The 21,229-nt window shown below is 70.6% G+C and carries 19 protein-coding genes and 1 rRNA gene; 8 read left to right on the top strand and 12 right to left on the bottom strand.

The features are described from left to right. The first annotated feature begins 135 nt into the window (after positions 1–135). On the top strand, positions 136–933 hold the full coding sequence (locus AB0D18_RS11260) for a GNAT family N-acetyltransferase (protein WP_362415381.1): 798 nt from the start codon (positions 136–138) through the stop codon (positions 931–933). Between the two features lie 3 nt (positions 934–936). Here the strand turns inward: AB0D18_RS11260 and AB0D18_RS11255 are convergent, their stop codons facing one another. Beyond that, positions 937–3,015: a phosphocholine-specific phospholipase C gene (locus AB0D18_RS11255; protein WP_362415379.1), complete on the bottom strand. Its 2,079-nt coding sequence runs from the start codon at positions 3,013–3,015 to the stop codon at positions 937–939. Positions 3,016–3,226: 211 nt separating this feature from the next. On the opposite strand from AB0D18_RS11255, the gene AB0D18_RS11250 reads away from it, so the two are divergent. Next, positions 3,227–4,450 carry a cytochrome P450 gene (locus AB0D18_RS11250; protein WP_362415377.1) on the top strand — a complete coding sequence of 408 codons (1,224 nt, stop codon included), beginning with the start codon at positions 3,227–3,229 and terminating at the stop codon, positions 4,448–4,450. Positions 4,451–4,512: 62 nt separating this feature from the next. Here AB0D18_RS11250 and AB0D18_RS11245 read toward each other — a convergent pair whose 3' ends face one another. The 6 genes from AB0D18_RS11245 to AB0D18_RS11220 form a co-directional block, all read right to left on the bottom strand. After that, the gene (locus AB0D18_RS11245) at positions 4,513–5,784 is read right to left on the bottom strand and encodes a cytochrome P450 (protein ID WP_362415375.1); all 1,272 of its coding nucleotides are present in this window, start codon (positions 5,782–5,784) and stop codon (positions 4,513–4,515) included. Continuing rightward, positions 5,784–6,467 carry an ATP/GTP-binding protein gene (locus tag AB0D18_RS11240; protein WP_362415373.1) on the bottom strand — a complete coding sequence of 228 codons (684 nt, stop codon included), beginning with the start codon at positions 6,465–6,467 and terminating at the stop codon, positions 5,784–5,786. The genes AB0D18_RS11245 and AB0D18_RS11240 overlap by 1 nt, the downstream gene beginning before the upstream one ends. Then, positions 6,448–6,807 carry a DUF742 domain-containing protein gene (locus AB0D18_RS11235; protein ID WP_362415371.1) on the bottom strand — a complete coding sequence of 120 codons (360 nt, stop codon included), beginning with the start codon at positions 6,805–6,807 and terminating at the stop codon, positions 6,448–6,450. The genes AB0D18_RS11240 and AB0D18_RS11235 overlap by 20 nt, the downstream gene beginning before the upstream one ends. After that, on the bottom strand, positions 6,804–7,223 hold the full coding sequence (locus AB0D18_RS11230; RefSeq protein ID WP_362415370.1) for a roadblock/LC7 domain-containing protein: 420 nt from the start codon (positions 7,221–7,223) through the stop codon (positions 6,804–6,806). Before AB0D18_RS11230 ends, AB0D18_RS11235 begins: the two co-directional genes overlap by 4 nt. A 126-nt stretch (positions 7,224–7,349) precedes the next feature. Continuing rightward, entirely contained in the window at positions 7,350–9,113 is a 1,764-nt protein-coding gene (locus AB0D18_RS11225; protein ID WP_362415368.1) for an ATP-binding protein, read from the bottom strand. A gap of 231 nt (positions 9,114–9,344) precedes the next feature. Next, positions 9,345–9,650 carry a hypothetical protein gene (locus AB0D18_RS11220; RefSeq protein WP_362415366.1) on the bottom strand — a complete coding sequence of 102 codons (306 nt, stop codon included), beginning with the start codon at positions 9,648–9,650 and terminating at the stop codon, positions 9,345–9,347. Between the two features lie 141 nt (positions 9,651–9,791). Between AB0D18_RS11220 and AB0D18_RS11215 the strand changes: the two genes are divergently transcribed. Next, positions 9,792–10,736, top strand: coding sequence for a TIGR01777 family oxidoreductase (locus tag AB0D18_RS11215; protein WP_362415364.1), 945 nt, complete (start codon positions 9,792–9,794; stop codon positions 10,734–10,736). A 9-nt stretch (positions 10,737–10,745) separates the two neighbouring features. On the opposite strand, the gene AB0D18_RS11210 is transcribed toward AB0D18_RS11215, so the two are convergent. After that, positions 10,746–11,306, bottom strand: coding sequence for a hypothetical protein (locus AB0D18_RS11210; protein WP_362415362.1), 561 nt, complete (start codon positions 11,304–11,306; stop codon positions 10,746–10,748). A gap of 361 nt (positions 11,307–11,667) precedes the next feature. Between AB0D18_RS11210 and AB0D18_RS11205 the strand changes: the two genes are divergently transcribed. Further along, positions 11,668–12,633 (top strand): D-2-hydroxyacid dehydrogenase family protein, encoded by a 966-nt coding sequence (locus AB0D18_RS11205; RefSeq protein ID WP_362415926.1) that lies wholly within the window; start codon positions 11,668–11,670, stop codon positions 12,631–12,633. An 81-nt stretch (positions 12,634–12,714) separates the two neighbouring features. Here the strand turns inward: AB0D18_RS11205 and AB0D18_RS11200 are convergent, their stop codons facing one another. Beyond that, positions 12,715–15,018 (bottom strand): ABC transporter permease, encoded by a 2,304-nt coding sequence (locus tag AB0D18_RS11200; RefSeq protein ID WP_362415360.1) that lies wholly within the window; start codon positions 15,016–15,018, stop codon positions 12,715–12,717. Beyond that, a complete protein-coding gene (locus AB0D18_RS11195) occupies positions 15,015–15,725 on the bottom strand; it encodes an ABC transporter ATP-binding protein (RefSeq protein ID WP_362415358.1) in 711 nt (236 codons plus the stop codon). The genes AB0D18_RS11200 and AB0D18_RS11195 overlap by 4 nt, the downstream gene beginning before the upstream one ends. Positions 15,726–15,862: 137 nt before the next feature. Here AB0D18_RS11195 and AB0D18_RS11190 point away from each other — a divergent pair, with 137 nt between their 5' ends. Genes AB0D18_RS11190 through AB0D18_RS11180 form a run of 3 tightly spaced genes read left to right on the top strand, consistent with a single transcriptional unit; the run spans position 15,863 to position 18,070 of the window. After that, a complete protein-coding gene (locus AB0D18_RS11190; RefSeq protein WP_362415356.1) occupies positions 15,863–16,723 on the top strand; it encodes a histidine kinase in 861 nt (286 codons plus the stop codon). A 17-nt stretch (positions 16,724–16,740) separates the two neighbouring features. Next, positions 16,741–17,517: a response regulator transcription factor gene (locus tag AB0D18_RS11185; protein ID WP_362415354.1), complete on the top strand. Its 777-nt coding sequence runs from the start codon at positions 16,741–16,743 to the stop codon at positions 17,515–17,517. A 40-nt stretch (positions 17,518–17,557) separates the two neighbouring features. After that, complete coding sequence (locus AB0D18_RS11180; RefSeq protein WP_362415352.1) at positions 17,558–18,070, top strand: hypothetical protein; 513 nt, start codon at positions 17,558–17,560, stop codon at positions 18,068–18,070. A gap of 105 nt (positions 18,071–18,175) precedes the next feature. Here AB0D18_RS11180 and AB0D18_RS11175 read toward each other — a convergent pair whose 3' ends face one another. Both AB0D18_RS11175 and AB0D18_RS11170 read right to left on the bottom strand, forming a co-directional pair. Beyond that, the gene (locus AB0D18_RS11175) at positions 18,176–19,792 is read right to left on the bottom strand and encodes an MDR family MFS transporter (protein WP_362415350.1); all 1,617 of its coding nucleotides are present in this window, start codon (positions 19,790–19,792) and stop codon (positions 18,176–18,178) included. Between the two features lie 44 nt (positions 19,793–19,836). After that, a complete protein-coding gene (locus tag AB0D18_RS11170; RefSeq protein WP_362415348.1) occupies positions 19,837–20,478 on the bottom strand; it encodes a TetR family transcriptional regulator in 642 nt (213 codons plus the stop codon). 661 nt (positions 20,479–21,139) lie between these two features. Between AB0D18_RS11170 and AB0D18_RS11165 the strand changes: the two genes are divergently transcribed. Continuing rightward, a 16S ribosomal RNA gene (locus AB0D18_RS11165) occupies positions 21,140–21,229 on the top strand; the annotation flags it as partial.

Here is a 21,229-nt window from a genome sequence, read left to right as displayed (position 1 = left end):
GTAACAGCGGTGAGGCTAGAGGTGAAGATCCAGTCGCCGGGGCGCAATGAGCAACGCATGCATGGCATGCGCATGAATACCCGGCTGCGCGGGAAATCGCTGGCGCGGCGGCCGGGCGCGTGGTCCAGTGACCGCATGGATCTTGCAGCGGTACGGGAACTCTTCGACACCGAGATGCGCCGGGAGGTCGCACCGGACCACCCCGGCGCGGAGCTGGAGCGCACCGGCGGCGTCGTCCGCCAGACCGGCGGGGAAGGCGACTGGAACGGCATCCTCTGGTCCGGCCTCACCGGGCAGGACGCCGACGCGGCGATCGCCGAACAGGTCCGCCACTACGGCGCCCGCGGCCTGGACTTCGAGTGGAAGCACTACTCCCACGACCTCCCCGAGGACCTGGCACAGCGGCTGCTCGCGGCGGGCTTCGTGCCCGAAGGGCCGGAAGCCGTGATGGTCGGGGAGACGGCGGACTTCGCGGCCGACCCCCAACTGCCCGACGGTGTACGGCTCGTGGAGGTCACCGACAAGGCCGGCGTCGACCTGATGGTCCGGGCCCACGAGATGGCCTTCGGCAAGGACTCCACGAGGATCGGCCGGCAGGTGCTCACCCGGCTCGCCCAGGCACCCCAGACGCTCTCGGTGGTCGTCGCCCTGGCCGGCGGTGAACCGGTGAGCGCGGCCCGCGCCGAATTCCCGCCCGGCACCCGGTTCGCCAGCCTGTGGGGCGGCGGCACGGCGCCCGAGTGGCGCGGCAGGGGCATCTACCGCGCCCTGATCGCCCACCGGGCCCGCACCGCCGCCGCGCGGGGCTACCGCTATCTCCAGACGGACGCCGTGCTGGACACCAGCCGGCCGATCCTCCAGCGCCTCGGCTTCGCCCAGCTCAGCATCACAACTCCGTACAACTACAACTACAGCCCTACAGAGGCTGGTTGAGGTTCAGCCGGTCGCGATCGCCGGGTCGCTCACGCCCGCCACGCCCGTCTCCACGTGACCGGCGAACCGCCGCAGGAACGCGCTGTCCGTCCCCGACGTCACCGTCAGGTCGTACCAGCGCTTCCCGCCCCGTACGTCCACGGTCCGCTCGACCTTCCCGCCGGCGGGCACCGTGAACGAACTCCGCGTGTTCCCATAGCCGTTGACGACGGTGAGGCGGCATGCGGCGCTGCCCGCGTTGGTCGCGGTGAGGACGAGCTGGCCGCCGTTGCCGGTGGAGTGGCGCACCTTCACCTCGGGTCCCGCGGTGGCGGCCGTCCCCCTGAAGGTGCGCAGGAAGCCGTTCGGGCCATGCACCGTCAGGTCGTAACTCCCCTTCGAGTACGCGGAGTTCCAGGTGTCCGAGACCTCCTTGGCCGCCTCGGCGGTGTACGTCCACGGTCCGTCCGTACGGTTCGCCGACGTCACCTGGAAGCCCGCCCCGGCCGTCGTGCCCCCGCTCATCGCGAGCGTGAACCTCCCCGTGGACGGCGTGAGCGTCCCGTCCACGTACGGTGCGTAGCGCAGCGGCCGCGAGGGGCGGGAGCCTGGCTCCTGCTTGGGCAGCGCGCCCGCCGCCGGCGGCTTCGGTACATAGCTGTCGTGCCGCTGCTTGTCCGGCGGCTGGTACCCGTCGGTGTCCGGCAGCGAAGCGGGGTCGGTGTCGTGAAGCCGGAAGTCGAACGCCGAGGTCAGATCGCCGCAGACGGTCCGGCGCCAGGGCGAGATGTTCGGCTCGGACACCCCGAAGCGGCGCTCCATGAACCGGATGATCGAGGTGTGGTCGAAGGTCTCGGAGCAGACGTAGCCGCCGGTGCTCCACGGCGACACCACGAGCATCGGCACCCGCTGCCCGAGCCCGTACGCACCCGCCGCGTACGACGCGTTGCCGCCGAAGAGGTCGCGCGAGGTGTCCACGGTGGACTTGCCCTGCGCGGCGGAGGCCGGCGGGTACGGCGGCACGACGTGGTCGAAGTAGCCGTCGTTCTCGTCGTACGTGATGAACAGCGCGGTCTTCGCCCACACGTCCGGGTTGGAAGTGAGCGCGTCGAGCACCTTCGAGATGTACCAAGCGCCGTAGTTCGCGGGCCAGTTGGGGTGTTCGGAGAACGCCTCGGGAGCCGCGATCCAGGATATCTTCGGCAGTCTCCCGGACTTCACGTCGGCGGTCAGGAGATCGAAGAAGCCGTCGCCCTTCTTCGCGTTGGTGCCGGTGCGCGCCTTCTCGTAGAGCGGGTCGCCTGGCTTGGCATTGCGGTAGGCGTTGAAGTACAGCAGCGAATTGTCGCCGTAGTTGCCCCGGTAGGCGTCTTCGATCCAGCCCCAGTGGCCGCCTGCGTCGAGGCCGTCGCCGATGTCCTGGTAGACCTTCCAGGACACCCCGGCCTTCTCCAGCCGCTCCGGGTACGTCGTCCAGTCGTAGCCCGCCTCCTCGTTGCCGAGGACCGGGCCGCCGCCCTTGCCGTCGTTGCCGGTGTGCCCGGAGAACATGTAGTAGCGGTTGGGGTCGGTGGCCCCGATGAACGAGCAGTGGTAGGCGTCGCACACGGTGAACGCGTCGGCGAGCGCGTAGTGGAACGGGATGTCCCCGCGGTTCAGATGGGCCATCGTGCCGGCCGACTTCGCGGGGATCCACTTGTCGTACGACCCGTTGTTGAAGGCCCGGTGGCCGCCCGCCCAGTCGTGGTTGAGGCCCGCGATGAACTGCATGCCGAGGTCGTCCGCGTCCGGGTGGTACGGCAGCACCTCCTTCGCGCCGTCCGGCTGGTGGAAGACCGACTTCAGCCCGTGCGGCACCACGGGCCGCGGGTCGCCGAAGCCCCGTACCCCCTTCATCGCACCGAAGTAGTGGTCGAACGACCGGTTCTCCTGCATCAGCACGACGATGTGCTCGATGTCCTCCATGCTGCCGGTGCGCCGGGCGGCGGGGATCGCGGCGGCCCGGTCGATGGATCCCGACAGGGCGGCGAATCCGGCGGTGGCACCGGCGATCTGAAGGAAGCGGCGGCGGTTCACCGCGGGGGAGGAGGGCACATCAGGCATGGGTGAAATACCTCTACTGGTGGGGGACAGAAGCAAACGGAATGTTGCAAGAGCGATCAGGAAAAGGGAAGGGGAAAGGGTGAAGAACGGGTCAAGGGGGCGGTGAACGGGGGCTTCCGGTTCTGTTGGATGATCAATAACCTTGGGCCACCTGCCCGTTGTGCCGCTGTATCAATCCGTACGGCTGCCGCGCCGCCGAAGGAGCGTCACCATGTCCGCTGTCGACGAGGTCCCCGACATCCTCTCGCCCGAGTTCGCCGCCGACCCCTACTCCGCCTACCGGATGATGCGCGAGAACGCCCCGCTGATCCGGCACGAAGCGACCCGCAGCTGGATCATCTCCCGCTACGAGGACGTCGAGCGCGTCTTCAAGGACAAGGCCTCCGAGTTCACCACCGACAACTACGACTGGCAGATCGAGCCCGTACACGGAAAGACGATCCTCCAGCTCAGCGGCCGTGAGCACTCGGTGCGCCGCGCCCTGGTCGCCCCCGCCTTCCGCGGCAAGGAGCTCCAGGAGACCTTCGTCCCGGTCATCGAACGCAACGCCCGTGAACTCATCGACACGTTCCGGGGAACGGGCGAGGTCGACCTGGTGGACGCCTTCGCGACCCGCTTCCCCGTGAACGTCATCGCCGACATGCTGGGCCTCGACAAGAGCGACCACGCCAAGTTCCACGGCTGGTACACCACCGTCATCGCCTTCCTCGGCAACCTGGCGGGCGACCCCGACATCGCCGCGGCCGGCGAGCGCACCCGTGTCGAGTTCGCCGAGTACATGCTTCCGGTCATCCAGGAGCGCCGCCTGGCCCCGGGCGACGACCTGCTGTCCTCGCTGTGTGCGGCCGAGGTCGACGGCGTGCGGATGAGCGACGAGGACATCAAGGCGTTCTGCAGCCTGCTCCTCGCGGCGGGCGGCGAGACCACCGACAAGGCGATAGCCGCCCTGTTCGCCAACCTCCTCGCCCACCCCGAGCAGCTGGCGGCCGTACAGAAGGACCGCACCCTCATCGACCGGGCCTTCGCCGAGACCCTCAGGTACACCCCGCCGGTCCACATGATCATGCGTCAGACGGCGGCCGACGTGACGGTCAGCGGCGGCACCATCCCGGCCGGAGCCACCGTCACCTGTCTGATCGGCTCGGCCAACCGCGACGAACAGCGGTACGCCGACCCCGACACCTTCAACATCTTCCGCGAGGACCTCACCGCCACCAACGCGTTCTCCGCCGCCGCCGACCACCTGGCGTTCGCGCTCGGCAGGCACTTCTGCGTCGGCGCGCTCCTGGCCCGCGCCGAGGTCCAGATCGGGGTGGGCCAGCTCCTGGACGCCATGCCCGACGTCCGTCTCAAGGACGGCGCGACCGTCGGCGAGCAGGGCGTGTTCACCCGCGGCCCGGACTCCGTCCCGGTGGTCTTCACGCCGGTCGCCTGACAGCACTGTGCCCGGGAGCCGCGAGGGCCCCCGGGCACAGTACGTACGACCGGCGCCTGCGACTAGCGCGCCACCGGCGTGAACGACACCGGCAGCGCCGTCAGCCCCCGCATCCAGATCGACGGACGCCAGGTCAGCGACTCGGCCGGCACCGACAGCAGCACGTCGGGCAGCCGCTCAAGGAGCGTCTCGATCGCGGTGCGCGCCATCACGTCCGCCAACTGCGGTGCCGGATAAGGGCACCGGTGCTCGCCGTTGCTGAAGGACAGGTGCGCCGAGTTGCCCTCGGCACCCACGTACCCCTGCGGCCAGATCTGCGGGTCGGTGTTGGCCGCGGCGAGACCGAGCACCAGACAGTCGCCCGCCCGGATCCGCCGCCCGCCGAGTTGGGTGTCGCGCACCGCCCACCGGCCGATGAAGTTCTGCGTCGGGGTGTCCCGCCACAGGATCTCCGTCAGCGCCTCGCCGACGCTCAGGCGCCCGCCCGACACGTTCAGCGCGAACCGGTCGTCGGTGAGCAGCAGCCGCAGCGTGTTGCAGATCCAGTTCGCCGTCGGCTGCTGCGCCGCCGCGATCACCGAGATCAGGTCCTGTACGACCTCCTCGTCCGCGAGCCCCGCCGGATGGTGCAGCATCCGCGACGTCACGTCAGGACCGGGGGCAGCCCGCTTGTCCTTCACCAACTGCTGGATGCGCTCCTGCACCCGTACGTACGCGGCCACCGGATCGTCGCCCTCCGCCGCGTCCAGGGACACCCGCAGATCGTGTACGAGATCCTCCGTGTCGGCGGCCCCGGCCGGCATCCCGCACATCTGGACCGCCGCCCGCATCGGCAGCGCGTGCGCGTACGCGCTCATCAGCTCGGCCTGCCCGCTGCCCTCGAAGCCGTCGATCAGCTCGTCCGCGAGCCGCCTGCACTCGTGCCCCAGCTCGAACTGGTCCACCGCCTCCAGCGCCTCACTGATCACCCCGGCCCGCCGCTCGTGCTCGGCGCCCTCGGTGAACAGCACCGACGGCTGATAGCCGACGAACGGCAGCAGCGGCCAGTCCGCCGGGATGTTCCCCCACTGGTTCCACCGCCGGGAGTCCCGGGCGAACAGCTCGTCGTGGCTGGTGACGTAACCGACCTCCGGATACCCGAGGACCAGCCACGCCGGAACGTCCCCGTCCAGGAGCACCGGAGCCACCGCCCCGTGCTCCCTGCGCAGATCCCGGTACATCTCGGCCGGGGTCTGCTGGTACTCGAGCCCGCTCAGCCGTACGCCCTGTGCATGCGCGGGACAGCCGGGAGGCGGCACCTCGGTGTCCGGGCCGTAGGGGTGGTCGATGGTCATCAGGTCTGCTCCCGAGCCAGGGCGAGGCGGTAGAGATGGTCGACGAGGGTGGTCAGGACGGCCTTGCCCGAGGACCGTACCCGCGCGTCGCAGGAGATCATCGGCACGTTCTCGTTCAGGGCGAGCGCCTGCCGTATCTCGTCGAGGGAGAAGTGCGCGCCGTCGTCGAACCGGTTCACCGCCACGATGAACGGCGTCCGGTGGTGTTCGAGGCGGTCGATGGCGTACCAGGAGTCCGCCATCCGCCGGGTGTCCACCAGCACGACCGCCCCCAGCGTTCCGGAGAACAGCCGGTCCCACAGGAACCAGAACCGCTCCTGGCCCGGCGCCCCGAACAGGTACAGCACCATCTGCTCGTTGAGGGTGATCCGGCCGAAGTCGAAGGCGACCGTGGTGGTGGTCTTGTCCGCGTTGCGCGAGAGGTCGTCGACGCCGACCCCCGCCTGCGTCATGTGCTCCTCGGTGTTCAGCGGCCGGATCTCGCTGACCGCCTTGACCAGGGTGGTCTTGCCGACGCCGAACCCGCCGACGACGACGATCTTCAGACCGGTGTCGGCGGCGTCGCCGAGCGGGGTGCGCTCCGGCGGGGCCGCTGTGTCCTCAGAGGTTGCAGTGCCCTCAAGGGTTGCAGGGTCCTCAAGGGGTGCAGTGCCCTCCGTGGTTTCAGATGTTACGGAGTCCATGGAGCACCCCCAACAACAGCTCGGACTCGGGCAGTTCGGCAACAGCGGCGGCCGCGCGGGGGCGGCGGGCGGTGATCGACCCGGCGGACAGGAGATCCTCCAGCAGGATGCGTACGACGGTGATCGGCAGCCCTAAGTGGGCGGCGATCTCGACGACGGCGGCGGGGTGACGGCAGAGTTCGAGGATGCGGACGTGCTCCGACGGCATGCCGGGCGCCGGCTCGCGCTCACTGACCACGAGGGTGACCAGGTCGAAGACCAAGCCGTCGGCCTCCGAACGGCCGCCTGTCACGGTGTAGAGGCGGTCCGGGGAGCCCGTGTCGACGGGCCGGCGGGTCATGACAGGCTGCCGTCAGGGGACGATGCGCGCGGGTCGGCCCGCAGGTGGTCGCCGATCTGCTCGACCAGTTCGCTCATGTGGTGCCCGATCATGCCGGGGTCCGCACCGGCTGCCGCCACCACCGCGAGATGGGCGCCCTGCCCCGCCTCGACAATGAGCAGCAGTCCGCCGGGGAACTCCGTCATCAGGTGCATCACGCCGCCGCTGCCGTCGCCGAACTCGACCGACGCACCGTGCGCGAGGGACTGCATTCCGGACGCGATGGCCGACAGCTGGTCCGCCTGATCGAGGGTGAGGTGGCTGCTGCGGCAGAGCTTCAGGCCGTCGCGGGAGAGGACGAGGGCGTGCCGGGAGCCGGGGGTGCGCTCCAGGAGGTTGTCCAGGAGCCAGGTGAGGCTGTTGTCAGTGGTCTGCACGGTGGTCAGGGGCCGTCCGGCGGGGCGCTGCCGCGCCGGGGAGGCCCGTGCCTCCAATCCGGGGATCAGGAGTTGCGGGGGGAGAGGTGCGCACGGGGGAGTGCGCGAGGGGTCAGGCGCGAGAGGTCAGGCGGACGGGGTGTCGGTGTCGCCCTGTCCGGCGCGGCCCTGGCGCCGCTGCTGGGACCGGTGGAAGGAACCGAAGCGGGCTCCGGCGTCGGGGCGGCCGGGCCTGTGGGGGCTCCGCGGAGCCGGAGCGGGTCCGTCCGGTGCGGGCCTGTCCGGCGCGGGTCCTGCCGGTTCCGCCGCCGGGGTGCCGTCGGAGGCGAACCGTTTCTGGTCGGCGGCTGCCATGGTGCGGCCACGAGGACGTACCGGAAGACCGTTGAGGGTGGAACTGTCACTGGCGGCGGGCACGGGGGAATCGGCATCCCGCGCCTCCGGGACGCGCGGCCCGTCAACAGCCGTGGCGGGTGCGGAAGCTGCGGTGGGTACGGAAGCCGTGGCGGGTGCGGAAGCCGCGGTGGGTGCGGCCGTCGTGACTGCCGGTGCCTTGCCCACCGGTGCTTCGTCCGCCGGAGCGACCCACGCCCCGGGCGCCACCGCGGCAGCGTTCCGCTGCTGGGCCAGCAGCTGGGGCGGCAGAAGTACGACGACGCCGGTGCCGCCGCGCGAGGACGGCCGGTAGTTCACCGAGATCCCGTACTTGGCCGCCAGCACGCCCACCACAGCCAGCCCGAGCCGCGTCCCCTGCAGGGACGCCAGGTCCGTCGACTGCCCGGACACCGAGGCGACCGCACGGCGCATCGCGGCCGGGGCCATGCACAGCCCGCTGTCCTCGACGGTCACCACGAGCCCCGAGGTGCCTTCCTCGACGTACACATGGACCTCGTTGACGGGCGGCGAGAAGTTCGTCGCGTTGTCCATCAGCTCGGCCAGCAGGTGCATCACGCCCTCGGCGGCGAATCCGGCGATCGCGGCGGTGGACGTGGAGTGCAGGCGCACCCGCCGGTAGTCGCTGATCCGGCCCACGGCGCCGCGCAGGACGGACTCCATCACGATCGGCTTGTTCCACGCACGGCTGGACCGGCCGCCCATCAGGAGCGCCAGACGGTCCGTCAGGAGGCCCAACTGTGAGGTGGTGTGGTCGAGTTGGAGGAGGTCGCCGAAGACCTCGCCACCGTACTTGTCCTGCATGCCGCGCAGATCGGCGAGTATCCGCAGGGTCTTGGCCTGCACCCGGCCCAGGCCCGTGGCGCTGGCCGCGCGGGCGGCGACCGCGCGTCGCTCGCTCTCGGCGAAGTCCCGTACCGTCCGCTCCAGCAGGGCCCGCAGCCGGGGGTCGGCGGGCAGCTCCAGGCCGGCCAGCACGGTGTCCGCCGAGGAGCCGGCCCGCAGTCGGGCGACCGCGTCCGGCAGCACGCCGGCGGCGAGCTGCTCCATGTCGCCGACCGTGCGTTCGGCCCGTATCCGCCCCGCTTCCGCGGCGGCGGCCCGATCCCGGAGGTCTGCCAGCCGGGCGGTCACGGCGTGCAGCAGCTGCGCCAACTGCGGCTCCGCGGGCCGCTGCACGCTCTGCAGCGCACCGTCCGCGCCCGCCCCGTCGTGCAGCCGCTTGGCGACCTCGGGCAGTGACACGTTGAGCAGATGTGCGGTGTCGCCCGCACGCCGGACGGATTCCTGGCGCAGCAGTTCGCTCTCGCCCCGGGCCCGTTCGGCGGCGCGCGCGTACCTGCGGGTGAGCATCCCGGCCGCGACGACGGCCACCAGTACGGACATCCCGGCGACGACGGCCGCCCCCAGCACCCACGACCGGGCGGCCTCCGGAGCCGCGGCGACCGCACCGCCCCCGGCCGCCGCGACGACGACCAGGCTCACCACAGGCGCCACCCAGGGCGGGCGCCTCCTCGGTCCGGGGCGCGGACGGTGGGCGGCAGACGATGTCATAGCGCGGATCCTCAAGCGTGTGTGCGGTGTCGGGAAGGGGCTGGAACCCGTCCCGCGCCGGACGAAGAGTGGGCCGAGGAGCGGAAGTTGAGTGTCACCTTCCGCTACCTCGAACGTGGCCATGCTAGCCACGGAACACGACGCGCGAGCACCGGCCCGGGTCCCTGACGACAATTACGGCAGGAACATCCATTCGTGCCCCAGGCCCGCCGCATCCGAAACGGCGTCGGCCCAGCCGAACCAGCAGACCAGACGCACACTCTGCGCCCCGTAGCGGACGGCGAGTTCACGCATCGCGTCCCAGACCCGGGCCCACCGCCCGTCGTCCGGCATCACCGTCCTGGCGGTGAGGACCACCGGCCGGTACACCGAACCGTCGAGATGCGCCTCCGCCCCCGTCGGCCACTCCCTCGGCGTGAGATTCCCGTGCCCCTCGAACTGCGCCTCCCCGTGGCACGCGACGTGGGTCGCCCAGCGCACGCCGTGCAGGACGAGCCGGCCGGCCGCGTCCGGGCGCCAGCCACCCGCCCGGCAGGTTCGGCGGGCACGCTTCGGGAGGCCGGGTGAAACTGCTGGTGGGGGCGGGTCTACTCTCGTCCCCAACGAGCAGGGGGAACCCCGATGAAGATTGTGCTGGCAGGAGGCACCGGGCAGGTCGGCGCCGTCCTGGACCGTGCGATGACCGCCGCCGGGCACGACGTCGTCGTTCTGACCCGCAACCCGGTGCGCGAGCGCCAGGTCGCCTGGGACGCACGGACACCGGGCCCCTGGACCGCCGAGATCGACGGCAGCGACGTCGTGGTCAACCTCGCCGGGCGCAGTGTGAGCTGCCGCTACACCGACGCCAACCTGCGCGCCATGATGGACTCCCGGGTCCACTCCGCCGAGGCCGTCGGCGAAGCGATCGCCGCCGCCGCGAGGCCCCCGGCCCTCTGGCTCCAGATGAGCACCGCCACGATCTACGCACACCGCTACGACGCACCCCACGACGAGGCCACCGGTGTCTTCGGGGGTACGGAACCAGATGTTCCGGACTACTGGGAGTACAGCGTCAAGATCGCCAAGAACTGGGAGCGCGCCCAGCAGGACGCCGCCACCCCGCACACCCGGAAGGTCGCCCTGCGCGCCGCCATGGTGATGAGCCCCGACCGGGGCGGCGTCTTCGACGTCCTGCTGCGGATGGTCAGATTCGGCCTCGGCGGACCGGTCGCGGGCGGCGCCCAGTACCTGTCCTGGATCCACGACCAGGACTTCGTGCGCGCCGTGGAGTTCCTGATCGCCCGCGACGACATCGAGGGCGCGGTGAACCTGGCCGCCCCCGGCCCGCTCCCGCACCGCGCGTTCATGCGGGAACTGCGGGCTGCGGCGGGCGTCCCGGTCGGGCTGCCCGCCACGAAGTGGATGGCCGAACTCGGCGCGCTCGCGCTCCGCACGGACACCGAACTGCTCCTCAAGAGCCGCCGGGTCGTCCCCGGCCGGCTCCTCGACGAGGGCTTCGCCTTCGAGTACGCCGAGTGGCCGGACGCGGCATCCGACCTCGTACGACGCACCCGTGCCCGTCGCTGAGCCGGTACGTCATGAACCGGCCGCGACCGCTCTCCCGGCGATCGCCGCCCACACCCGTCCGGCCAGCGCCTCCGGCTCCGTACCCCCGTCGACGACCAGGTCACAGTCGTGCCGCACCGGTTCGACGTGCCGTTCGTGGGCGTCGCGCCGGTGCAGCAGGTAGTTCTGCAGCAGCACGTCGAGGGGGAAGCCGTCGCGCAGGCACTTGCGGCGGATCTTCCGGGCCAGCCGGAGATCGGCCGCGAGGTCGACGAAGACGTCGAAGCGGGGGTACGGGTCGACCGTCGCGACCCCGCGCGCGAACAGCCCCTCGACGACGACGGTCGCCGACGAGGCCAACGCCTTCTCGGCGTCCCGGCCGAGCCGGCCCAGGTCCACCGACCGGGGATCACCGACGTTGAGCCGCAGCGTGCCCGACTCGTCGGGCGCCCACACCCCGCGCTCCGGAGAATCGAAGTAGTAGTCGTCGCCGTGCAGGACCCGCACGGGAGACACAGGGGCTCCGCCCGCCAGCGCGGCGGCGAGGGTGGTCTTCCCCGCCCCCGAACCACCCGTCAGTGTCAGCAGCATGCGCGTGCGCCCCTCTTCGGTCTGCGAAGAGCCGAGGGTGGCACATGCCGGGGTACGGGCGGCCGAGCGGGGCCCGGACGGCCCCGCCACTGCCGGGACCGTCGGGGTGCGTGACGCGCGAAGCGGATGGTTCGTCGCGCGGCGGGAACGCCATCAGCGCCTCACTGCCACTCCCGCTGTCCATGACGAAGGCGGGTGCGAGGGAGGGGGCGGGAGCTTCCCGTTCCAGCCACCAGTACGCCCGCACCCGCCCGCCGCCGGGGGAGAACCGACGGGGGTCCGCTGCCTTCTGCGGAAGTCCCGTTCTAGGGTGAGGGCGATGTTGCCGCACCCCTTCGGGAACCAGGGAGAGAACCGCGAGATGAAGCTCCGCTGTGCCGTGCTCGACGACTTCCAGTCCGCCGCGACCGCCGCCGCCGACTGGACACCCGTCGCCGACGAGGTCGAAGTGGTCTCCTTCCCGGAGCACTTCGCCTCCGAGGACGAACTCGCCGTCGCCCTCGCCGACTTCGACCTCGTCGTCACCCTCCGCGAACGCGTCCCCTTCCCCGCCACCCTGCTCGCCCGGCTGCCCCGGCTGCGCCTTCTGATCGCCTCCGGGATGCGCAACTCGGTCATCGACTACGCCGCCGCCGAACGGCACGGAGTCACCGTCTGCGGCACCGCCAGTTCCTCCACGCCGCCCGTCGAACTCACCTGGGCACTGCTCCTCGGCCTCGCTCGCGGCCTGGTCACCGAGGCCAACTCCCTTCGGGAAGGCGGTCCTTGGCAGTCCACCGTCGGCGCCGACCTGCACGGCCGCCGACTCGGACTGCTCGGCCTCGGCAAGATCGGCAGCAGGGTCGCGGCGGTCGGCCTCGCGTTCGGCATGGACGTGAGCGCCTGGAGCCAGAACCTCACGAAGGAACGCGCCGACGAGGTCGGCGCCACCCTCGCCGCCTCCAAGGAAGAACTCCTCGCCACCAGCGACTTCGTCTCCGTGCACCTCGCCCTGTCCGACCGTACGCGCGGCCTGCTCGGCGCCCCCGAACTCGCCCTCATGCGGCCCACCGCCCACCTGGTGAACACCTCCCGGGCCGCGATCGTCGACCAGGACGCCCTCCTCGCCGCCCTGCACTCCGGCAGCATCGCCGGAGCGGCCGTCGACGTCTTCGACACCGAACCCCTCCCTGCCGACCACCCGATGCGCACCGCCCCGCGCCTTCTCGCCACCCCGCACCTCGGCTACGTGTCGCGTGCCAACTACGCGACGTACTACGGCCACGCGGTCGAGGACATCCGCGCCTACCTCGACGGCACTCCGCTCCGCAAACTCGGCGGAGCCTGAGAGGTGCGGGGAGGGACGTGCCTCAGCGCACGCCCCTCCCCGCACCCCCTCTCTGCACCCCTCCCCGTGTCCCACCCCGCCCTACTCGTTGTGCAGCACCTTCGCGATCCTCATCCGCCCCGCCGACCGTGCCGGAACCGCCGCCCCCAGCGCCGCGATCGCCACGCCCGCCAGCCCAAGACCCAGGAGCTGCGGTGCGGCCCACACGTCCTTCATCGCCGCGGGGAACTCGACGATCCCCACGTGGTCCACGATCCACCGGTGCCCCGCCACTCCCAGCGGAATCCCCAACAGCCCCCCGACAAAGCCGAGTCCGGCCACCGACGTCACCGTCATCACCACGACCTGACGAGGCGTCATTCCGATCGACTTGAGCATCCCCAAGTCACGGCGCCGCTCCCGTACGTTGAGCAGCACGGTGTTGAAGACGCCCAGCGCCGCGACCGTGCTCAGTAGAATCGTGAACACCGAGGAGAAGCCGACCACCGTCGTGGTGACGTTGTTGCCCGAGCTTGCCACCGTCGCGTAGAGGCCCGGATCAGCCGCCTGGACCGCGTCGACGTACGCCTGCGCGTCCGCACCGGGGGCCAGTCGGACCCCGTACTCGATGGCCTCCGTGCCGGGTGAGAGCCGCTCCAGGGTCTCCCAACTGGTGTCCAGTGCGAGGGGATTGCCCTCCATGGTCTTGCCCACGATCGCCCCGGCGACCTTGCGTCCCCCCGCCTCCAGGGTGACCCGGTCACCGAGCGCCAGCCCGTGCTGCGCCAGGAACTCCGGCGACGCCAGGACCTCGCCGGGCCCCTTCGGCAGACGCCCCGCCACCAGCAACGAGGCATCGACCGCGGGATCCCCCCGGTAGAAGTTCCCGAACCGGTTCTGCGCGTACCCGCTCAGCCGCACCTGGAGCAGCCCGCGAGCCGTGACCTCGGACGCCCCTGGCAGTGTGCGCAGCAGCTTCTCGATCGCCGCGTCGTTCAGCTTCGGCGCGGTCTGCTGCTGGTCCGCACGGCCCACCTGCACGGCGACCCGCGCCTTCCCGTCCCCTCTCCCCGCGTTGCCGAACGCGAGCATCGTGCTGGTCAGCCCGACCGTGACGGTCACCGTGACGACTCCGAGGACGATCGCCGCCATGGTCAGCCCGGCCCGGCCCGGCCGGGTGAACGGCTGTCCGAGTCCCAGACTCACCGCCCTCGGCAGCCGGGTCCCGGCCAGCGCCCGCTGTACGCGCAGCCCCCGCCCGGTCCGCGGGGAACTGCCCGCGGTGATCGCACGGGCAGCCGACAGCCGATGCGCCCGCAGCGCCGGAACCAGCGCGGTGACGGCGACCAGGGCGGGCATCCCCAGCAGGCAGAGCACCACGACCCAGGGGCTGAGCCCGATGGCGGCGGTTCCCGTCTGGATCCCGCCGAACGCGATCTTCAGCACCGGCTCCGTCAGCAGGCCACCGGCCAGCGTGCCGAGCGCACAGCCCACCACCGCAGGCACGGAGATCATCACCAGATAGACCGCGACCACCTGGTTCGGCGTGAAGCCCAACGCCTTGAGCACCCCGATGTGCCGGTACCCGGACACCACCGCCCCGCTGACCACGTTCCCCACGATCAGCACCGACACCAGCAGCCCCAGCACACCGAAGACCGTCATGAACGGGAGATAGGCGTCGGCCAGCGACGAGAAGGCCCGCTTGAGAGTGAAGTACGACTGGGACGACGTCACGGCACCCCTGGGCAGCTCCGCCGTGGCACCGGCCAGCGACGAGGCGAAGTCCTCAGAGGTGTCGGCCACGTCGAACCGGTAGAGCATCTGCACGGCCTTCGGGTGCAGCGCCGCCATCTGCGCGGGCGCCACCCAGGCGGCCGCCGACTTGCTCATGCTGGTGGCGAAACCGACGACGGTGAGCGGCGGCGCCCCGCGCGCTTCGACCTTGAGCCCGAGCGAGCCGTCGTCGTAGCCGCCGTGCGCGGAACCGAGGACGATCTCCCCGGGCCGGGTCGCCCAGCGGCCCACGAGCAGTTCGACCCGGTCCACGGGACCAGCCGGATCGGCCCGGCCCACCACCGCCAGCGGCCCCGGAGGGCTGCCCGCCAGATCCGTCGGCACGTCCAGGACGGCCAGCCCGAACGGCCCGGCCGAGGCTGCCACGCCCGGCCGCCGGCCCGATGCGGCGGCCTGTGCGTCCGTCACCTTCGACCGGTCGAGCGTGGTCACCGCATGGGCCCCCCGCTGCTTCTCGAAGGACTTCTCGAAGGGGCCCTCGGTGGCGAGCAGCAGCCCCAGCGCCAGCATCACCGTCATGGTGGAGCAGAACACCACAAGGCCGATCACGACCGTCTGCAGCCTGCGCCGTTTCACCGCCGCACGCGAAGCCCGCCACACGGCGCTCATACGCCTGCCTCCAGCGCGCTCGTACGGGAAACCCGCCCGTCCGCGACCTGCACCAGCCGGCTCGCGCACCGGGTCGCCAGCTCCGGGTCGTGCGTCACGATCACCAGCGTCTGCCCGATCTGATTCAGATCGATGAGCAGGTCCATCACCTGCTCGCCCGCCTTGCTGTCCAGCGCGCCGGTCGGCTCGTCCGCCAGTAGCAGCGCCGGCCGGTTCATCAACGCCCTGGCCACCGCGACCCGTTGACGCTCACCGCCACTGAGCGCGGCCGGATAGATGTTCCGCCGGCCCGCGATGCCGAGCTCTTCGAGCAGCTCCAGCGCCCGCCGCCGCGCCTGCTTCGCCGACGTACCCGTCAACTGGGCGGCCAACGCCACATTGTCCAGCGCGGGCAGATCGTCGATCAGGTTGAAGAACTGGAAGATCATCCCGACGTGCCGCCGCCGGAACAGCGCCAGCCCCGTCTCGCTGAGCTCGGACAGGTTCTGCCCCTGCACCAGCACTCCGCCCGACGTCGGCCGGTCGAGACCGGCGATCATGTTGAGCAGCGTCGACTTCCCACAGCCGGAAGGCCCCATCACGGCGACCGCGTCCCCGGCCCGTACCTCCAGCGACAGCCCGTCCAGGGCCTTCGAGTCGCCGTACTCCTTGTGCACGTCGTCGAGCCGTACGACGACCTGCCGTGCATCGTTGTGATCTTGAGTCATGGCATGAACCTAGAAGCGGGGCCACGGGCCCGGCATCCCACCCCGGAGGTATCCGCCCCGCCCCGTCATCCCGGGGATGTACGGAGCTGCACCCCGGGGACGACGCGGGGCACCGCACCGGCTGCGATGATCATGGCGTGTGGAATTCAGGGGTGGGTTGGTGGGGGGCCGCGCTGGCTGTGGCGTGCGGCGCCGTCGGTGTGCTGTCAGTGGCGCTCGTACGGGCGCGAAGGACGCTCCGACGACACGTCGAGGAACGCGGCTGGCTCCTCGAACGCGAGCGGGAGAGCGCCGCCGGGGCCGCGGTCGACGCCGAACGGGCAAGGATCGCGGGCGAGTTGCACGACATCGTCAGCCACAACGTGAGCCTGATGGTCGTCCAGGCCGGCGCCGCACGCGAAGTGCTCGCCACGATGCCCGACGAGGCGGCCACCGCGATGGCCGCCGTCGAGACGGCCGGCCGTCACGCGATGACCGAACTCCGCCACCTGCTCGGCCTGCTGGCACCTTCCCCGAACGGCGACGACCCCGCGGACCGCGCCCCGGAACTGGCCCCGCAGCCCAGCCTGAGCAGACTGAGCCCGCTGATCGACCGGATCGCCTTCGCCGGACTGCCCGTGGAGGTACGGATCTCCGGCGAGCCGCGCCCGCTGCCCGCCGGGATCGACGTCACCGCGTACCGGATCGTCCAGGAGGCCCTGACCAACGCGCTCAAGCACGCACCGGGGTCAGCGGCGGAGGTGACGGTGCGGTACGCCGACCGTTTCGTACGGGTGGAGGTACTCAACAGCGGACCCAGCGTGCTCGCGGGCACGCAGCAGGAGTCGCGCTCCGGGACCCGGGACGGCCGGGCGGACGGCGCCGGACACGGGCTGCTCGGACTGCGCGAACGTGTCGCTGTGTACGGCGGCGACCTCGACGCCCGCCGACGGCTCGGCGGCGGCTTCCGGGTCCGGGCCCGCATCCCGCTGGACCGGCCGGCCGCAGACCCGTCATGACGACACCGGAGACCTCAATGCCCCCTGCCGTACCCGCACCGGCCACCGAACCCGCGCCCCGCGTCCTGATCGCCGACGACCAGGAACTGGTCCGCACCGGCTTCCGGATGATCCTCACCGCCCGTGGCCTCGACGTCGTGGGAGAGGCGGCGGACGGCGCCGAAGCGGTGCAGAAGGCCCGCGAGCTGAACCCCGACGTGATCCTGATGGACATACGGATGCCGGGCATGGACGGGCTGGAGGCCACCCGCCGCATCCTCGCCGGAACCCCGGACTCCAGCGGCCCGCACGCCGTCAGCACGCACGCCGGCGGCGGCAGCCCGCACTCCGGAACCTCGGGCTGCCGGGTGATCATGCTGACCACTTTCGACCTCGACCACTACGTCTACGCGGCCCTCGCCGCCGGTGCCAGCGGCTTCCTCCTCAAGGACGTCACCTCCGCGCACCTGGCAGCCGCGATCCGCCTGGTCGGCACCGGCGACGCACTGCTCGCGCCGTCGATCACGCGGCGCCTGGTGGAACGCTTCGCCGACCGGCCCGAGCTCGTCACGACCGACTCGAAACCCGCACCCCACAGGGATCTGGCCGCACTCACCCCGCGCGAGCGCGAAGTGCTCGCCCTGATGGGCCGGGGGTTCTCCAACGCCGAGCTGGCACGCGAACTGACCCTCAGCGAGGCGACCGTGAAGACTCACGTCGCCCGGATCTTCGCAAAGCTCTCCCTGCGCGACCGGGCTCAGGCGGTTGTCCTCGCGTACGAGACGGGGCTCGTCTCGCCGGGGGAGTTCGCGTGAACGGGAAGACCCGGTGACAGGAGAAGGGGAGACTCGCCCCATGGCCGCCCACCCGCCCTCATCCTCATCCCCGTCCCCGTCCCCGTCCCCGTCCCCGTCCTCCCGGGAACCCTTCGCGCCCGCGACCGGCGACGGCCCCCCGCACGGGGAACCCTCGGAGCAACGCGCCGCCGCGGTCCGCACCGCGTTCGACGGCCTGCTGCAGATCCGCCGTATCACCCAGGGGTCCGAAGCGGCGCCGGCCCCCTGGGAACTCCGCCAACTCCTCAACGCGGTCGCTCTCCCCCTGGAGGCCGCACCCCTCACCCCCTCGGCGACCGACACCAAAGGCCACCGCACGGCCACCGGCTACCGGGTGCGCCCAGGCGAGGAACCGCACACCGCGGCCGTCGACTGGCTCGGCCCGCCCGGCAGCGGAGCCGCCGCCGAGGAACGCAGCCGGCTCGCCCGCTGCGCCGAAGTGCTGACCGCACTCGGCTGGGACGCACTGCTCTACCGGGGCCCGCGCCGCCGCTGGTTCGTCGAGGTCCGCCCACCGCACGGCACTCCGTAACCCCGCAGCGGGCGCCGGACATGCGAACGGCTCCGGCCACCCCACACGGGACAACCGGAGCCGCTCACTCACTCAGTCACTCACCCACTCGGCGAATCACGCGATTCAGCCGACGGACGTCGGCGAGGGAGCCTTGCTGCCTCCGTCGCTGTCCGCCTGAGCCGCACTCTCCTCCGCGAGCCGCTCCATGCCGCTCGTGGTCTTCAGCGGCTTCTCCTTGATGAAGACCACCGCCACCAGCGCCAGCGCCGCGAACGGAGCCGCCAGCAGGAAGAGGTCGGCGGTGGCCAGACCGTACGCGTTCTCCACGATCTCGCGGATCGGCGCGGGCAGCTTGGTCATGTCCGGCACGGAGGTCTCTCCGCTGTCGCCCGGCGGAACCGGAATGCCCGCGGAGTTCATGCCCTTGGTCATCTCGGTCGCGACCCGGTTGGCCAGGACCGCGCCCAGCGCGCTGGTGCCGATCGTGCCGCCCATGCTGCGGAAGAAGGACAGCACCGAGGTGGCGGCTCCCAGCTCGGTGGCGGGGACGTCGTTCTGCGCGGCCAGCACCAGGTTCTGCATCAGCATGCCGACGCCGATGCCGAGGATCGCCATGTACAGGCTGAGCAGCCCGAAGTGGGTGTCCGCGTCGATGGTCGCCAGCAGACCGAGGCCCGCGGTCATGATGACCGCGCCCGCGACCAGGTACGCCTTCCACTTGCCGGTCTTGCTGATGATCTGGCCGGCGACGGTCGACGACACCAGCAGACCCAGGATCATCGGGAGGCTCATCAGCCCCGCTGTCGTCGGCGACTTGCCGAGTGCGATCTGGAAGTACTGCGACAGGAACACGGTGCCGCCGAACATGGCCACACCCACCAGCAGGCTCGCAACGGTCGTCAGCGTGACGGTCCGGTTGCGGAAGATGGTGAGCGGAATGATCGGCTCCGGCACCCGCGCCTCGACGAACACCGCCGCGACGAGCAGCAGCACACCGCCACCGGTCAGCGCGGCTGTCTGCCACGAGGCCCAGTCGAACTGGTGGCCTGCCAGCGACGTCCAGATCAGCAGCGAGCAGACGCCCGCCACGATCAGGAACGCACCCAGGAAGTCGATCTTCACATCACGGCGTACGGTCGGCAGCTTCAGCGTGCGCTGCAACAGCACGATCCCGAGCAGTGCGAACGGGACACCGATGAAGAAGCACCAGCGCCAGCCCAGCCACGAGGTGTCCACCAGCACACCGCCGATGAGCGGCCCGGCCACCGTGCCGACGGCGAAGACGGCGCCGAAGATACCGGCGTACTTGCCGAGCTGACGGGGCGGGATGATGGCGGCCATCACGACCTGCGCGAGCGCGGTGAGACCACCGGCGCCGATGCCCTGCACGACACGACTGAAGATCAGCAGCCCGACTTCGTGCGAGAACCCGGCCAGCAGCGAGCCGACCACGAACATCCCGAGGGAGAGCTGAAGCAGCAGCTTCTTGTTGTAGAGGTCCGAGAGCTTGCCCCACAGCGGGACGGTCGCCGTCATGGCGAGCAGCTCGGAGGTGACGACCCAGGTGTACGCGGACTGGCTCGCACCGAGGTCGGCGATGATCCGGGGGAGGGCGTTGGCCACGACCGTGCCCGCCAGGATGGCGACGAACATTCCGGCCATCAGCCCGGACATCGCCTGGAGTATCTGCTTGTGGTTCATGGAGGTGGGCGCCTGGTCGGGCGCCTCGATTGCGGTCAAGGTGTCCTTCTTAGAAGTCGATCCGGAGATCGGGCAGGAAAAACTCAGGTACGCGGCGGCCCGGGGGCCGCGCCGGGGTCAGTCAGCCCGGAGGCCAGATGGTCGAAGGCGCGCCGGAACACATCGGTGAAGGAGACGTCCTGCGCCTGCCTGCACCAGTCCTCGATCGAGACGCGGATGGCGGTCGTGGCGACGGCGGCGGCCAGCCGCGGGTAGAGCCCGACCGGCTCGCCCGCGACACCCCCCAGCCGTTCCGCGACTGCCTCCGCGAGCTCCAGCTCCTCGGCCATGTGCGCCCCCAGGCCGCGGACGAGGAGATGCGGGGAACGCTGGAAGACCTTGGCCCGCAGGCTCCAGACCTCGTGGCGCTCCGCCACGTCGACCAGCTCTGCCGAGAACGCATCGCGCAGTACGTCGAGTACGGAGTGCTCGGCCGGCGCCTCGCGCACCGCACGCCGAATGCGCTGGCCGACCTCCGCGTCGATCATGAGGAAGGCGTCGTCGTGGCTGTCGAAGTAGTTGAAGAACGTGCGGGGCGAGACGCCCGCGGCACTGCTGATGGCCTCCACGGTGACGTTCTCCGCCCCGTGCTCGGCGGCCAGCCGCACGGCGGCATCCGCCAGCGCGGCCCGGGTGGCCTGCTTCTTGCGCTCACGGAGCCCGGGAACGCCCTCTTTGCTCTTCACATCTTGCAGACTACGCAAAGATGCAGACCATGCAAGTTCATTCGCTGGGGCGCCATGGCGGGGGAGGGGGAGGGATGTTTGACGCTGGCTGCGGGGGTGCGTATAGTTCTTCGGGTTGTCCGATGTGAGCACCGGTTACGGCTGGCCCAGGACAACCATTCAACAATCAAGACACAAGACTGACGAGCGACATCTGTCGCTTTCCTTTTGCGTGCACTTTTTGTGAATGAGGAAGCCGAAACCCCGATTTGGTTCGGGGCGCAGGAATCCGCTAATGTCTCACTCGTCGGAACGGCCCAACGGCCGGAAAGACAACCCAGGTTCGACTGGGAATCGGAACGGAAACGGTCTGATAGAGTCGGAAACGCAAGAACAACAGAAACACCGAACGAAAACGTCCGGAGGAAAGCCCGCGAGGGTGAGTACAAAGGAAGCGTCCGTTCCTTGAGAACTCAACAGCGTGCCAAAAGTCAACGCCAAATATGTTGATACCCCGGCCACTTCGGTGGTTGGTGGTTCCTTTGAAGTCCTACTGGCCCATGCGGCGGGTAGGCAACACTAGCGAGGACGCAGGAACACACCGTCTTATTCCGATGGTGGCTGTTCCGCTCTTCCGATGTGTTTCACCCGCAGTCTTTAATTAGACGCAGTCGGGAAAACATTCACGGAGAGTTTGATCCTGGCTCAGGACGAACGCTGGCGGCGTGCTTAACACATGCAAGTCGAACGATGAAGCCCTTCGGGGTGGATT

Origin of the sequence: Streptomyces sp. NPDC048442 (assembly GCF_040651475.1) — a bacterium.
Lineage (GTDB): Bacteria > Actinomycetota > Actinomycetes > Streptomycetales > Streptomycetaceae > Streptomyces.
Note: the sequence above shows the minus strand (reverse complement) of the source record. Positions and strands in the feature narration are given on the sequence as shown.

Bases quoted from the DNA above. Each gene is read 5' to 3' on its own strand.
- AB0D18_RS11260 (WP_362415381.1), top strand. From the start codon at position 136: ATGGATCTTGCAGCGGTACGGGAACTCTTCGACACCGAGATGCGCCGG.
- AB0D18_RS11255 (WP_362415379.1), bottom strand. From the start codon at position 3,015: ATGCCTGATGTGCCCTCCTCCCCCGCGGTGAACCGCCGCCGCTTCCTT.
- AB0D18_RS11250 (WP_362415377.1), top strand. From the start codon at position 3,227: ATGTCCGCTGTCGACGAGGTCCCCGACATCCTCTCGCCCGAGTTCGCC.
- AB0D18_RS11245 (WP_362415375.1), bottom strand. From the start codon at position 5,784: ATGACCATCGACCACCCCTACGGCCCGGACACCGAGGTGCCGCCTCCC.
- AB0D18_RS11240 (WP_362415373.1), bottom strand. From the start codon at position 6,467: ATGGACTCCGTAACATCTGAAACCACGGAGGGCACTGCACCCCTTGAG.
- AB0D18_RS11235 (WP_362415371.1), bottom strand. From the start codon at position 6,807: ATGACCCGCCGGCCCGTCGACACGGGCTCCCCGGACCGCCTCTACACC.
- AB0D18_RS11215 (WP_362415364.1), top strand. From the start codon at position 9,792: ATGAAGATTGTGCTGGCAGGAGGCACCGGGCAGGTCGGCGCCGTCCTG.
- AB0D18_RS11210 (WP_362415362.1), bottom strand. From the start codon at position 11,306: ATGCTGCTGACACTGACGGGTGGTTCGGGGGCGGGGAAGACCACCCTC.
- AB0D18_RS11205 (WP_362415926.1), top strand. From the start codon at position 11,668: ATGAAGCTCCGCTGTGCCGTGCTCGACGACTTCCAGTCCGCCGCGACC.
- AB0D18_RS11200 (WP_362415360.1), bottom strand. From the start codon at position 15,018: ATGAGCGCCGTGTGGCGGGCTTCGCGTGCGGCGGTGAAACGGCGCAGG.
- AB0D18_RS11195 (WP_362415358.1), bottom strand. From the start codon at position 15,725: ATGACTCAAGATCACAACGATGCACGGCAGGTCGTCGTACGGCTCGAC.
- AB0D18_RS11185 (WP_362415354.1), top strand. From the start codon at position 16,741: ATGCCCCCTGCCGTACCCGCACCGGCCACCGAACCCGCGCCCCGCGTC.
- AB0D18_RS11180 (WP_362415352.1), top strand. From the start codon at position 17,558: ATGGCCGCCCACCCGCCCTCATCCTCATCCCCGTCCCCGTCCCCGTCC.